Below are 13,223 nucleotides of genomic sequence, written 5' to 3'. Positions count from 1 at the left end.
TCCAAATACAGAAAATCAAGTGATTGCTCTGGCAAACTTGACCTATCCTTTCTTAAAAAGAGTAAAATCATGTGTATGACCTTCTTAAAAAACTAATTAGCAGGCATGAAGTGGTGTTAAATCGAGTATGATTTGTGTCTTCATGGTGTGTCTCTTTTTTCCTGAATAATTTTACTTTGGTTTCTTTTAGGACGTTGAAATAGGACTTTCTATGACATCAATAGCTATAGTGACACTTGCTGCTTTTAAGTTGTCTAAGGCAAATAGACCTGAAGAACGAAGAGTATCTTCTACCAATATTATCGTTCGGTGACTGTCGCTAATCCAAGACCAAAATCAAAAGCTAGGAGACGTAGAGTTGGTCAATAGAATAAATAACGCAAGTTTAGCATCAACTGTTTTTATAGACTTAGCGTTTTTGGACGTCCTCCTTTATAGTGTTTGGCTTTATAAGCTTTATTTAGACAGGATATCTTTGTTGGGAAGGTGTCCTTTTTTACACTAATAAATAATTTAAAGTTCTCAGAAGTTAGTTGCATGATCTTTTGTAAATAGTTTTCTTAACTATAGTATAGCATAGTACAGTATGCATTTTATTTTTTTCCAATAAGTCTATTATACTCCAAAGACAGCTAGTTTTATTTTTTTCTCTGAACTGTACGATTTTGCGCCTGAAATGTAGGAATTACCTTTCGTTGTGATGTGATAAAACTTACAAGTTCTTTTTGTTATTCTTGACCTAGTTTTTATAGAAAGAAGGTCTAAGATGTTAAATAAAGTCAAAACTAAAGCCTTAATTAGTGTTGGAGCAGTAGCCGCAACTAGCTTTATTCTCATGATGGGATATACTGCTGGCCAACATTCTACTGCTAAACAAAGTCGCAAAGAAATCGAATTGGCTGCATCTAAACTTGTAGAGGACAAACAAGCAGAAGATAAAGCAAGTATTTTGTCATCAGATACTGTAAAAGAATTTTTGACACAGTACTATACGAAAGAAAAACTAGGGGAAAATAATACACGTATTCAACCTTATATGACTGAATCAGCTTATTCTCAAGAATTGTCAAGTCAAAATGATGCCATGAACCAAGTTTATAAGGACTATATTTTGGATTATCATTTTGAAAAAGCTGATATCTTTGTCAATCAGACTACGAATCAAGCCATTGCCATGGTCTCTTATAATGTAACCTATGTATCTGATTTAAAGAATGCCAACCAATCAAAGACCAGTCAGACAGAAACCAGAACGGTTAAGTTGTCTTATTCGAAACTACCAGGTAAGTTATTGGTCAATCAAGTGCAGGTTTGGAAATCTGGGTTGGATGATTTGGATAAGGCCACTCCTAAAACTTTAGAAGAATCTTCATCTGTTCCATCACTGCCAAATACTACGACAAAATGATGATGTTTTATGAATATAGAGGAATGTAAGCAAATTTCAATTCTTGATGTAGCCAATCGTTTAGGTATCTCCTTTAAACAAGTTTCGAGCAGTGTCTATGAGCATTCTGAACACGATTCATTTCGGATTTTTTCAACTACCAATACTTTTAAATGGTTTTCAAGAGATATTCAAGGTGATGTCATTGATTTTGTTCGAATTGTTAAGGGAATTTCCTTTAAAGAAGCTCTAGCCTTTCTTTCTAAAGAACCTTTTCAAAAAGAAGCTGTTCAAGAAAAAAGAGAGAGACCATTTTATTATCCTTTAAAGAGAGTAGAGGACTCTAACTGCAGTCTGGCTAGATATTATTTAACAGAATGTAGAGGAATCTCAGAAGAAATCATACAAAAGATGATCCAACAAGGTTTGATAGCACAAGCTAGTTGGAAAACAAATGAAACAGTTGAACCTGTTATCGTTTTTAAAAGCTTTGATCATCGTCACATACTACAGGCAGCAAGCTTACAAGGGATTTATAAGAATCACTCTCTTCCTAGAGAGAGGTTAAAAACGATTCTAAAAGGAAGCCATGGACATGTTGGAATATCCTTTGATATTGGTAAACCAAATAGACTGGTCTTTTGTGAATCGTTTATCGACTTGATGAGCTATTACGAACTTCATCAACAAAGTCTATTTGATGTTCGTTTGGTATCTATGGAGGGATTAAAAAGGTCTGTTGTCGCTTATCAAACTTTACGACTGATAACTGAAGAAAATCAGAAGTTGGAATTTTTAGATACAGTAACACCTTCAAAGTTATTGCCCTTAATCAATACAATTCGTGATACCACTACCTATTTCGATAATCATCCTGATTTATTGACACTTGCGGTAGATTGTGATGATGCAGGAAAAGATTTTTCTGATAAGTTATCTCAAGAAGGATTGCCTGTTTCACTGGATTTACCTAATAATGAATTTGGGAAAGAAAAAATAGACTGGAACGATATTCTTCGAGAAAACAAATCAGATTTTCAATCTATGATTGAGACTGCAAAAGAGATGTTTGGAAATCCATTAGTAAGACAATCATCTAAATGTTTAGAATTGTGATAACAAAATCAAGATGTTCTAGCTAAAATTAGTATGAAGGGGGATCGTATATGACCATAATTGAACGCTTAGAAGAAAAGGTCACTAGGCAAGAAAGCAAGGTAGCAAGAGAGACAGAAAAACTAGCTGCTTACAAAGAGCAACTGGAGACAGCGATGTTTGCGACGTTCAAAAGACGTCACAGCATCAGTCACATGAGTTTTGAAGAAGCTCTTGACCATGCCTTTGGTAAAGAAAGACAATTCGATGATTCTGAATTTAGAAAGGATGAAATGAGTGAATGACAAAAGATTGGAATTTTAATCAACCATTAGAAAGTAAATCAGAAAATCAAGAAGATCCAGATAAAATTGCGGCCTTATTTGGAAATCATCAAGGAGGTAATGATGTAAATTATGAAGCAGCTTTTCAAAAGAGAAAACAAGCACCTGTAACGGAATCAAATCCTAGCTCTAAACCCAAAGTTACAGAGGTTAGAACAGGAAAAGAGACAGATATCACTACAAGTTATCAGCAACATCTTAAAAGACTTATTGAGGATAACAATAGCGATATTCAAAGCAGTCAAAAGAAAATTGAAGAGCTACATACGTTGATTGACACAAAGAATAAAGATAATAAGAAATTGCAGTCAATTTATGATGCGATTTCCGAATTACACTAAGCAGTCCTGATAGGCTGCTTTTTTTGAGAGGTTATAGATGTTTACAACATTTTTTAAGGAAAACCAAGACAATAGTGATATATTTAAGAAGCTAATTCATAGACTATCTGATATGTCTGTCCAAGATCTTGAAAAAATAGATCGACTGTTAGATATCATTTTCACTCCAGACCAAGGATCAGAACAAGTAAAAACAGAATCGATTTATAGAGAAGAAACTTTAGACGACACATTAAAGGAAGCTAAAAATCAACTTCATAAGGAACAATTGGAGAAGAATTTAGAGAGATTTAGGAAAGACGGAAGGAAGTAAATATTTTGGAGTTGACTACCAAGCAGGAAAAGCAACTAGGTCAGATGCAGTGGTTTCATGCTACATTATTGAGATATTTAGAATCCTTAAAAAAAGGAATCGATGTTCAATTTAATTTAGGAAGTGAGCTAGACTTTGGACCTGGTTTCTATATCACGCCGGACTTTGAACAAGCTAGAAAATTTATTAACAAGCAGGTTGAAGTATTAAATCGAAGCACCTCTAATAATAATATTTTTGACTCTGAAGAAGAAGTAGTTATTATAGTAGAATTTCGTATTTCAAATTTTATAGAAATTTTTAAGAGCACTGACTCTCATTGTCACTATTTTGCAAAACATAAAAAGTCAGAGTCAGATTTAGATTTTGCGGAATTTGTAATTCAAAATCGGGAAAATCCAGATGAATTACAACACCATTTTGATTTTATCTATGGTGTTCAGACTGATGACAATCCAACCCAAGTTTTAGCTCGTTTTCGTCAGAATGAAATTACAAAAGAAGAAATGCTTGATGAGTTTAGAAAACCGGTAACTTCTAAAACTAACTTCCAGTTTCCCACAACCTAGCTTTTAGTATGAGAAAAACGCGTGAAATCAGTGGAAATTCTTTTTACACTAACTTCCACTGGTTTTCTTTTTCTTGATATATAAGGGTTCAAAAGCGAAAAGACTCAGAAAAAAGTGCACGACAAATAGCCCTAAAACAGAGTCGTCTTAGAGTAAATTCCAGTTGCTAGCGTTTAGTGTGAGACTTTTCGGATCAAAAAAACTATTGCATAACAAATAAAAAACTATTGCATAACAAATAAAAAAATGATATAATTAAAGCGCTTTCGGAAGTAAATAAATTAGTGAGGTGAAAACCATGAAAAAATCAGCAAAAGTTGTTTTATTAGCTAGTTTGTTATCTATTGGTCTTTTTCAGTCTAGTGTATCTGCTAAGACCGTTCTTAAAAATTATCGCTATGACTGGAATACCTTCTATGAGTCTAGAATGAATTACCATGCATATAGATATACGGTCATTCCGGAATGGTCTCGTTATTACAGCTATTCTGAGTATAAAATTGGCGGAGGATGGAATTACAATCGTTATGAGGTCATAAACTACTACAGCGGAGGCTATTAATCGATAAAGAGTGAGAAAAGGAGGGCTGTATATGATAACTCTTACTCATGTTACCTTAAAAACGCGACAAGTCATCTTGCAAGATGTTGATTTCACCTTTAAAAAGGGTAGGATTTATGGCCTTCTTGCTATCAATGGCTCGGGAAAGACGACACTATTCCGAGCTATGAGCAAGTTGCTTCCCCTTAGTAGTGGACACATCGCAGTTCCTCCTTCTTTATTTTATTATGAGAGCGTTGAATGGCTGGATGGAAACTTAAGTGGGATGGACTACCTTCGTCTCATAAAAAACATCTGGAAGTCAGACCTAAACTTGAGGGATGAAATCGCCTACTGGGAAATGGCTGACTATATCAGTCTTCCCATCCGCAAGTATTCCTTAGGGATGAAGCAACGCTTGGTTATTGCCATGTATTTTCTTAGTCAGGCGAAATGTTGGCTCATGGATGAGATTACAAATGGCTTAGATGAGTATTATCGACAGAAATTTTTTGATAGACTGGCACAAATCGATAGACAAGAGCAGCTGGTTCTTTTAAGTTCCCACTATAAGGAAGAGTTGGTTGATATCTGCGATAGAATAGTAACCATTCGTCAGGGACAGATAGAAGAGGTTTAGTTTATGAAAGATGTTAGTCTATTTTTATTGAAAAAAGTTTTTAAAAGTCGCTTAAATTGGATTGTCTTAGCTTTATTTGTATCTGTACTCGGTGTTACCTTTTATTTTAATAGCCAGACTGCAAACTCAGTCAGCTTGGAGAGCAGGTTGGAAAGTCGTATTACAGCCAACGAGAGAGCTATCAATGAAAATGAAGAGAAGCTCTCCCAAATCTCTGACACCAGCTCGGAGAAATACCAAATTGCTAAAAGTGATTTAGACGTGCAAAAAAATCTTTTGACGCGAAAGACAGAAATTCTGACTTTATTAAAAGAAGGGCACTGGAAAGAAGCCTACTATTTGCAGTGGCAAGATGAAGAGAAGAATTATGAATTTGTATCAAATGACCCAACTTCTAGCTCTGACTTAATAATGGCGGTTGACCGCGAACGGAAGATTTACCAAGCCCTATATCCCTTGAATATAAAAGCACACAATTTAGATTATCCGACCCACGGGATTGATCAGATTGTCTGGATTTTAGAGGCTATCATCCCAAGCTTGTTTGTGATTGCTATTATTTTTATGCTAACGCAACTATTTGCAGAAAGATATCAAAATCATCTGGACACAGCTCAGTTATATCCTTTTTCAAAAGTGACATTTGCAATGTCCTCTCTTGGAGTTGGAGTGGGCTATGTAACTGTGCTGTTTATCGGAATCAGCGGATTTTCTTTTCTAGTGGGAAGTCTGATAAGTGGCTTTGGACAGTTAGATTATCCCTACCCGATTTATAGCTTAGTGAATCAAGAGGTAACTATTGGAAAGATACAAGATGTATTATTTCCTGGCTTGTTATTAGCTTTCTTAGCCTTTATCGTCATTGTGGAAGTCGTCTACTTGATTGCTTACTTTTTCAAGCAAAAAATGCCTGTCCTCTTTCTTTCACTCATTGGGATTGTTGGCTTGTTGTTTGGTATCCAAACGATCCAGCCTCTTCAGAGTATTGCCCATCTAATTCCCTTTACTTACTTGCGTTCAGTAGAGATTTTATCTGGAAGACTACCTAAGCAAATTGATAATGTCAATCTAAATTGGAGCATGGGGATGATCTTACTTCCTTGCCTGATTATCCTTTTGTTAGTGGGGATTCTATTTATTGAAAGATGGGGAAGTTCACAGAAAAAAGAATTTTTTAATAGATCCTAGCTTTCCTATAGGGAAAATAAGTAAAAACTAACATAGAGAGGGAATCAACTTGATTCTCTCTTTTTGATTCGAAAACCAAGCCAAAATACAAACACAAACTTTTCAAAAAGAGTTTAGAAAACCCTATTCTTTTAAAAAATTATCCATTCACAACCAATCTTTTTGCGATATAATGAAAATAGAGAAGATTTATCAATCAAAAAAAGGAGAGGAGTTACAAAAATGGCAGTAGTATCATTGGAAAATAATATAAAACTATATAGTTCAGAATTATTTCATGCATTATTAAAAGCCTCCAATTATAAATTGGATGAGCATATTGTTCAGACTGTTGCAGAAGGCTATGCTCGTAATCTAGATTATTCTGATCCTGAACTGATGCATGTTGGTGTAACTTCGGTTGCTAATAATCTGCTTACAAAAATTAAACAAGAGTATTTTAATGTATAGTATTTTGAACAGCCACCGAAAAAGAATGACTCTTTAAGGTGGCTTTTTTAGAAGTAAAGTTTAGGCTAGAAAAACAAGAAACAACGCACCAAAAATGGTGCATTTCTTTTTTTCTAAATGTTATAATGGTGTTATCAAATAAAAGGAGTTTGCCATGATTGGAAAGAACATAAAATCCCTACGTAAAACACATGACTTAACACAACTCGAATTTGCCCGAATTATAGGAATTTCTCGAAATAGCTTGAGTCGTTATGAAAATGGCACTAGTTCAGTTTCTACGGAACTAATAGACATCATCTGCCAGAAGTTTAATGTATCTTATGTCGATATTGTAGGAGAAGATAAAATGCTCAATCCTGTTGAAGATTATGAATTGACTTTAAAAATTGAAATTGTGAAAGAAAGAGGTGCTAATCTACTATCTCGACTCTATCGTTATCAAGATAGCCAGGGAATTAGCATTGATGATGAATCTAATCCTTGGATTTTAATGAGTGATGATCTATCTGACTTGATTCATACGAATATCTATTTAGTGGATACTTTTGATGAAATAGAGAGATATAGCGGTTATTTGGATGGAATTGAACGTATGTTAGAGATATCTGAAAAACGGATGGTAGCCTAATGGAAATCCAAGATTATACCGATAGTGAATTCAAACAGGCTTTAGCACGGAATCTTCGTTCACTGACAAGAGGAAAAAAGTCCAGTAAGCAGCCTATAGCGATTTTGCTTGGGGGACAAAGTGGTGCTGGTAAGACTACAATTCATCGTATTAAACAGAAAGAATTTCAAGGAAATATTGTTATCATAGATGGCGATAGTTTTCGTTCCCAGCATCCACACTATTTAGAACTGCAGCAAGAATATGGCAAAGATAGTGTAGAATACACCAAAGATTTTGCAGGGAAAATGGTAGAGTCTTTAGTAACCGAATTGAGTCATTTGGGATACAATCTTTTGATAGAGGGAACTTTACGAACAATTGATGTTCCAAAGAAAACAGCACAACTCTTGAAAAATAAGGGATATGAAGTACAATTAGCCTTGATTGCGACAAAGCCTAAGCTATCCTATCTGAGTACCCTTATCCGATATGAAGAACTGTACGCTATTAATCCAAATCAAGCTCGCGCAACACCAAAAGAACATCATGATTTCATTGTAAATCATCTAGTTGATAGTACACGGCAATTGGAAGAACTAGCTATCTTTGAAAAAATCCAAATTTACCAACGAGATAGAAGTTGTGTATATGATTCAAAAGAAAATACAACATCAGCAGCAACCGTTCTTCATGATTTACTATTTGTAGAATGGAATCAAGTTGAGAAAGAGATGCTTAAATTTGGAGAAGAAAGATTGAAAGATTTAACTAATCGAAATGGTTGTTAGAACACAAATTTTATAATATAGTCTATTTAGGATTGAAAAAAGTCTTTAAAATCAGAAAAACGCATAGTCTCAGGTGTTGAAGAACTTGAAACTATGCGTTTTCTTGTGGGAAGATTTACTCCATTTTCTTCAGGAATTGAGATTTTGCCTATCTCTTTTTATTATATTTAAGGATATTTGAAAGATGTATTTTAGAAAAACAATTATGGAGTTCTTAATACGGAATATAGTATAAATGCTAATTCAAAGTGAAGCTTTATATGGTTTTTGCTTTTGTTGAGTATAAAATCTATTAACTAAAGTCGAACTACAAAAATTAATTTAAGATGAAGTGAATTGTAGACTTTGGAAATGTCTCTTACTCGATTTCAGAATGAATCGCTGATACAGGATTAAAAGAACTAAGTATTTCTTTTTGTTTTGAATGAGATACGTGAGTATAGATTTGTGTGATTGATATAGAACTGTGTCCAAGAATTTGTTGAATATATCGAATATCTACATCACTATCTAGAAGCATTGTCGCAAAGCTATGTCTAAACATATGTGGTGTAATAGTTCTAGAAAAGTTATTTTGTTCAACGATTCTCTTTATTACTAAACGTACACTTTGCTCTGACAATGGTTTAAGTGAATGTTTCCCTGGGAACAAGAAATCATTGGATTCATTTCTTGTTTTATTTATATATGTTTCTAATAAATTGAATGTTTTTTGATCTCCTAAAAATAGGATACGTTCTTTCTTACCCTTTCCTATAATATGGAGTGTCTTATTGGACAGATTAATGTCTTTGAGATGAATGTGGCAAAGTTCAGAAATTCTGATGCCTGTTGAAAGTAAAAGTGAAATAATTAGTAGATTTCTTTCAGCGTGTTGTTTTTGATAGTCAGTTTTAGATACAATTACTTTCTGTTCTAAATATATAAAAATGCTTTTCAGCATGTCATACGGAATCGTTTTAGGCAATACTTTTTCAGTTCTAAATTGAAAGCGCAATTGATTGAAGGGATTCTCTTCAATTATGTTCTGGTATTTTAGATAGTTATAAAATACCTTCATACAAGCAATTTTTCTTCTTAATGTATTCGTTTTTATGTTAGATCGTGTCAACTGTTCTATATAGGATTCGACATTATCATAGTCTGAGTTATAAAATTGCATAAGATCATTCTTATAAGCGCGAATCGTGTGTGAACTCAAACGCTTATGAGTTTTGCAATAATCTAAGTAAGTAGAAATAAGTTTATAATCCATAAAAATCTCCTTTATCAATAATCATGCTATTATAAACCTATTTGGGTGCTTTGTATAGTGATAATAAATTGTTATCGGTAGGAGAAATAAGTGTATATAACTAATAAGTTTGAAGGAAAAATTTATCAGAGATTGAATAAAATTCTTGAATCATATAATCAAGATCAAAATAGTATCATAAATCTTGCTGCTTGTATTAGCTATCCATTCAATGAAGTATTAAAAATACAAAGCTTTCCACTTTCTACACTTCCAACTGAAGGCGTTGTTGAAAAACGTTATTTTCCTCATTGTACTTCATTAGATGATATTGAAGTATATGCTGAGGAATTGTGCTGCAAACTCTTTAATTTAAGATCCAATGATTATCGAGTTAGTTTACAACCAAATTCTGGAACTCAGGCTAATCAAATTGTTTATAATGGAATTTTAGAAAGAGATGATTTTATTCTATCATTATCACCAAAAGACGGGGGGCATATTTCACACACTTACACAGGTAGAGGTAAGGTTATATATTATCATTTAGATAATAATTTAAAAGTAGATTTTACTGAACTAAGGGAATTATTAGAGCTATATAAACCCAAACTAATTGTTGTCGGTGCTTCATCGTATGGAAATGAGTTTAATTATAAAAAAATTTATAAGACGGTTAAAGAAACTAGTCCTGACACTCTCATATTGGCAGATATCTGCCATAGTGTCTTGTATATTATGGCAGATATTCATCAGGCAATTTTCCCTTTTGTAGATTTTGCTACTTTTACAATGGATAAGTGTTTACGTGGACCTCAAGGAGGTGTGCTAGTTTATCGTAGCTCTTTTGAAAGAGAAATAAGTTATTCTATTTTTCCTAGAACTCAAGGTGGGCCGACACAATCTGCATTATTTGCTAAATGTATATGTTTAATTAAATTATTGTCAATAGATATTCAAAGTTATGCTAAAGAAGTCCTTAAAAATACTCAACTGTTAATAGATTGCTTAACTAGCTATGGAATCGATGTCATCTATAAACAGTCAAAAACTCATGTTGTTTTAATCAACTTATCAAATCTAAACTTTAATGGTAAGGAAGCAGAGGAGTTACTTTTCGAGCATAGAATATTGGTTAATCGTAATCAAATTCCGAATGATATATATGGTCCGATGACTACTTCAGGAATTAGGTTAGGAACAGTTGGTATTACAAATCTAGGATACACAGAGGCTGATATACAGAAATTAGCTGAACTAGTAGCTAATTTACTAAAATATAAACAGTTCAACTACTCTATACACTCTGAACTCATTAGCAAATATCACAAACAGATTAATATCTCCAATTAGGAGATAGACCAAGACAAAAATTATAATTTTTATATGAAATTAGTATATAGTATTTAGTTAATCCATCCTTATAATTTTCAATATATGATTGATCATAAACAGAAGGAATATCACTAATCTGTTTTAGATTATATACAACTTGAAATTTATACCAAGGATCATCTATTAGTGGAATTTCTGCCTCAAAGTATCTTAAAGAATTCTGAAAATCTATAAGAGAAATATTTTCAGACACCAATTCAACAACTAATTTATTTAGTTTAAGCATACGAACATCTAAAGTTAAAGATTTAGGACACATTTGAAGTGATTTATTGATATATTCTAGAGATTGTTGATAATCTTTCTTCATTAGAAATAAAACTGATTTATTACAATATGATTCAAAAATTTCATTTGAATCATATTTTTTTAGTATTTTTTCTGCTTTGTTGAGATTTTCTAAAGCTAAATCATATTCTCTATTCCATGTATAAATGACTCCTAAATTATTATATACAGTTGCAACAGGAATATACTGCTCATTCACTTGAAAATACTCTAATGCTAATTTGAGATTTCTAGTAGCTTGTTCAATTGGAAAATAATGGGCAGAATTTCGTAAAATAATATAATAAAAATCATCTTTTTCTACTGAATTAAGATTTTCATTAAGAAGTTTTATTGCTTCTTTATCTTTACCTAGATGTCCATAAGCGTTTAATTTATAGAGTAAATTTCCTGAGTTGTTTTCTAATTTTTCAAGTAAATTTAACGCTTCATTAAATTCATATAGTTGAATTAAAAATCTAGGATAATATAAATTTATATGTTCCGAATAATACTCAATTTTAAGATTTCTAAGAATTGTTAAACCATCATTAAAATTTGAAGTCCATTGATGTGAATTCAAAATATAATGTATATATTTCTCTGGTAATAATTCTATTAAATTAAATATCTTTTTACTCAAAGATACGATATAAAAATAAGAATTTTTTCTATACTCTATTTCGAGTAATTTTTTAATGTATTCTATATTTTGTCTTAACTCTTCAAGACTACTGATATGTATTAAGCAGTGAATTAAGTAAGCTAATTCACCACCTATTCCTATGGATAAGATAGTCTGTTCCAAATATATTTTAAGATTCTTTGTGACTAATTTAAGATCAGAATCAGTAGTTTGATTTAATATACTATTAACAATTGATTCATGTGATATTTTTATCTTATCATTTGTATCTCCATTAATGTATACAAAGCCTGCATTAATAAGAGCATTTAACGAATTAGATACTTCAGTAGTGTCCTCTATAATAGATTTTATGTAGTTAAAAACTATTTCTTTACTCATACCAGCTGGAAAAATTGATGATATAATCAAAATATTTTTTTGGGTGTCTGAAAGTTTATTATAAATATCAGAAATACTAAGTAGTTCTGAATTAGGGTTGTCTGCCAGTTTATTAATAATTAATTCAATTTCTTTATAATTTCCTTTAGTTAACTGCCAAATTTGATTTAACATGGTATTATCTAGAAAATCAATCTGATTATTTATTAATAATTTACACTCTTCTTCTGTCAGATAAGATAAATTTAATACATTAGAAGTATAATTATCTAGTGTATCTAATCTATCAACTAAACTGACATCTTCATCAGTTCGATGTATTATGGTTAAAGAAATTCCTTTTTGAAGTGTGTTGAAGTCATCTTCAAATTTTATTTTTATATTATCAGGTAAAAATTGATAATTATCAATAATTATGTTAACTCTGACTTTTTTTGAAATATTATAGAAGTAACGTAAATATAGATCACTTTCGAAAATTTCTTCTTTTATTTCAGAAATAACTTCCTCCCAAGGATAGTCAATAATTTTCTTATACGGAACGTTTAATGAAATTAATGATTTGATAAGTTTAAAACTATGCTTCAATGTTAAATTAGTTAGTTTTTGTTTTCTTAAATAATTTGAGAACGAATATTTATGTGGTATAGATAAACAAAGATTTCTCCTGAATTGAGTGGCTATATAAGCTCCTTTTAATAAATTTTCAAAAAATTTATTACTTTCAAATCCATCATTTGCAACATCAACATATAAAATAAAAATTTCTTTATTATTTCTATATATTTGTTGACTAACTTCTTTAACTAATTCAGTCTTGCCACTGCCACTAAAACCATTTATAATGAATAAACTATTTTTATCATTGCTAGAATACTTAAAATGGTGTTTTAGCTGTTCTATTTCATTGTTGCGTCCATAGTACATAAACATTCTCCTACCGATAACAATTTATTATCACTAGTATACCATAAATTCATTTTTAGTTGTTTGATTCGTATAATGATTTTTTTAGTTAGAATTAAATAGCA

15 protein-coding genes are annotated in these 13,223 nt (G+C 31.8%); 13 read left to right on the top strand and 2 right to left on the bottom strand.

What is annotated here, in order from left to right:
* Window positions 1–766: 766 nt before the first annotated feature.
* The 12 genes from BWR56_RS05865 to pezT all read left to right on the top strand — a co-directional run bounded on the left by BWR56_RS05865 (window position 767) and on the right by pezT (window position 8,269).
* A complete protein-coding gene (locus BWR56_RS05865) occupies window positions 767–1,408 on the top strand; it encodes a peptidylprolyl isomerase (RefSeq protein ID WP_076984635.1) in 642 nt (213 codons plus the stop codon).
* A gap of 9 nt (window positions 1,409–1,417) precedes the next feature.
* Complete coding sequence (locus BWR56_RS05860; protein WP_076984634.1) at window positions 1,418–2,503, top strand: toprim domain-containing protein; 1,086 nt, start codon at window positions 1,418–1,420, stop codon at window positions 2,501–2,503.
* Between the two features lie 50 nt (window positions 2,504–2,553).
* Window positions 2,554–2,787, top strand: coding sequence for a DUF5965 family protein (locus tag BWR56_RS05855; protein WP_076984633.1), 234 nt, complete (start codon window positions 2,554–2,556; stop codon window positions 2,785–2,787).
* Window positions 2,784–3,167, top strand: coding sequence for a DUF5945 family protein (locus BWR56_RS05850; protein ID WP_076984632.1), 384 nt, complete (start codon window positions 2,784–2,786; stop codon window positions 3,165–3,167). Before BWR56_RS05855 ends, BWR56_RS05850 begins: the two co-directional genes overlap by 4 nt.
* A 37-nt stretch (window positions 3,168–3,204) precedes the next feature.
* A complete protein-coding gene (locus BWR56_RS05845; protein WP_076984631.1) occupies window positions 3,205–3,480 on the top strand; it encodes a hypothetical protein in 276 nt (91 codons plus the stop codon).
* A 44-nt stretch (window positions 3,481–3,524) separates the two neighbouring features.
* Window positions 3,525–4,049 carry a DUF3990 domain-containing protein gene (locus BWR56_RS05840; protein WP_231110153.1) on the top strand — a complete coding sequence of 175 codons (525 nt, stop codon included), beginning with the start codon at window positions 3,525–3,527 and terminating at the stop codon, window positions 4,047–4,049.
* Window positions 4,050–4,347: 298 nt separating this feature from the next.
* The gene (locus tag BWR56_RS05835; RefSeq protein ID WP_076984630.1) at window positions 4,348–4,611 is read left to right on the top strand and encodes a hypothetical protein; all 264 of its coding nucleotides are present in this window, start codon (window positions 4,348–4,350) and stop codon (window positions 4,609–4,611) included.
* A 31-nt stretch (window positions 4,612–4,642) separates the two neighbouring features.
* On the top strand, window positions 4,643–5,230 hold the full coding sequence (locus BWR56_RS05830; RefSeq protein ID WP_076984629.1) for an ABC transporter ATP-binding protein: 588 nt from the start codon (window positions 4,643–4,645) through the stop codon (window positions 5,228–5,230).
* A 3-nt stretch (window positions 5,231–5,233) separates the two neighbouring features.
* Complete coding sequence (locus BWR56_RS05825; protein ID WP_076984628.1) at window positions 5,234–6,418, top strand: hypothetical protein; 1,185 nt, start codon at window positions 5,234–5,236, stop codon at window positions 6,416–6,418.
* 222 nt (window positions 6,419–6,640) lie between these two features.
* The gene (locus BWR56_RS05820) at window positions 6,641–6,868 is read left to right on the top strand and encodes a hypothetical protein (RefSeq protein ID WP_076984627.1); all 228 of its coding nucleotides are present in this window, start codon (window positions 6,641–6,643) and stop codon (window positions 6,866–6,868) included.
* Between the two features lie 154 nt (window positions 6,869–7,022).
* Window positions 7,023–7,499 carry a type II toxin-antitoxin system antitoxin PezA gene (gene pezA, locus BWR56_RS05815; protein ID WP_076984626.1) on the top strand — a complete coding sequence of 159 codons (477 nt, stop codon included), beginning with the start codon at window positions 7,023–7,025 and terminating at the stop codon, window positions 7,497–7,499.
* A complete protein-coding gene (gene pezT, locus BWR56_RS05810; protein WP_076984625.1) occupies window positions 7,499–8,269 on the top strand; it encodes a type II toxin-antitoxin system toxin PezT in 771 nt (256 codons plus the stop codon). The genes pezA and pezT overlap by 1 nt, the downstream gene beginning before the upstream one ends.
* Window positions 8,270–8,627: 358 nt before the next feature.
* Here pezT and BWR56_RS05805 read toward each other — a convergent pair whose 3' ends face one another.
* Window positions 8,628–9,524 carry a tyrosine-type recombinase/integrase gene (locus tag BWR56_RS05805; protein ID WP_076984624.1) on the bottom strand — a complete coding sequence of 299 codons (897 nt, stop codon included), beginning with the start codon at window positions 9,522–9,524 and terminating at the stop codon, window positions 8,628–8,630.
* A gap of 90 nt (window positions 9,525–9,614) precedes the next feature.
* Here BWR56_RS05805 and BWR56_RS05800 point away from each other — a divergent pair, with 90 nt between their 5' ends.
* A complete protein-coding gene (locus BWR56_RS05800; protein WP_076984623.1) occupies window positions 9,615–10,856 on the top strand; it encodes a glycine hydroxymethyltransferase in 1,242 nt (413 codons plus the stop codon).
* Here BWR56_RS05800 and BWR56_RS05795 read toward each other — a convergent pair.
* Entirely contained in the window at window positions 10,840–13,119 is a 2,280-nt protein-coding gene (locus BWR56_RS05795; protein ID WP_076984622.1) for a tetratricopeptide repeat protein, read from the bottom strand. The two genes, BWR56_RS05800 and BWR56_RS05795, sit on opposite strands and share 17 nt — an antisense overlap.
* Between the last annotated feature and the right edge of the window lie 104 nt (window positions 13,120–13,223).

Origin of the sequence: Streptococcus oralis (genome assembly GCF_001983955.1) — a bacterium.
Taxonomy (GTDB): Bacteria; Bacillota; Bacilli; order Lactobacillales; family Streptococcaceae; genus Streptococcus; species Streptococcus jiangnanensis.
This window is presented reverse-complemented; position numbering and strand designations above follow the sequence as displayed.

Coding starts and splice junctions, on each gene's coding strand:
- BWR56_RS05865 (WP_076984635.1), top strand. CDS start 767: ATGTTAAATAAAGTCAAAACTAAAGCCTTAATTAGTGTTGGAGCAGTA.
- BWR56_RS05860 (WP_076984634.1), top strand. CDS start 1,418: ATGAATATAGAGGAATGTAAGCAAATTTCAATTCTTGATGTAGCCAAT.
- BWR56_RS05855 (WP_076984633.1), top strand. CDS start 2,554: ATGACCATAATTGAACGCTTAGAAGAAAAGGTCACTAGGCAAGAAAGC.
- BWR56_RS05850 (WP_076984632.1), top strand. CDS start 2,784: ATGACAAAAGATTGGAATTTTAATCAACCATTAGAAAGTAAATCAGAA.
- BWR56_RS05845 (WP_076984631.1), top strand. CDS start 3,205: ATGTTTACAACATTTTTTAAGGAAAACCAAGACAATAGTGATATATTT.
- BWR56_RS05840 (WP_231110153.1), top strand. CDS start 3,525: ATGCAGTGGTTTCATGCTACATTATTGAGATATTTAGAATCCTTAAAA.
- BWR56_RS05835 (WP_076984630.1), top strand. CDS start 4,348: ATGAAAAAATCAGCAAAAGTTGTTTTATTAGCTAGTTTGTTATCTATT.
- BWR56_RS05830 (WP_076984629.1), top strand. CDS start 4,643: ATGATAACTCTTACTCATGTTACCTTAAAAACGCGACAAGTCATCTTG.
- BWR56_RS05825 (WP_076984628.1), top strand. CDS start 5,234: ATGAAAGATGTTAGTCTATTTTTATTGAAAAAAGTTTTTAAAAGTCGC.
- BWR56_RS05820 (WP_076984627.1), top strand. CDS start 6,641: ATGGCAGTAGTATCATTGGAAAATAATATAAAACTATATAGTTCAGAA.
- pezA (WP_076984626.1), top strand. CDS start 7,023: ATGATTGGAAAGAACATAAAATCCCTACGTAAAACACATGACTTAACA.
- pezT (WP_076984625.1), top strand. CDS start 7,499: ATGGAAATCCAAGATTATACCGATAGTGAATTCAAACAGGCTTTAGCA.
- BWR56_RS05805 (WP_076984624.1), bottom strand. CDS start 9,524: ATGGATTATAAACTTATTTCTACTTACTTAGATTATTGCAAAACTCAT.
- BWR56_RS05795 (WP_076984622.1), bottom strand. CDS start 13,119: ATGTACTATGGACGCAACAATGAAATAGAACAGCTAAAACACCATTTT.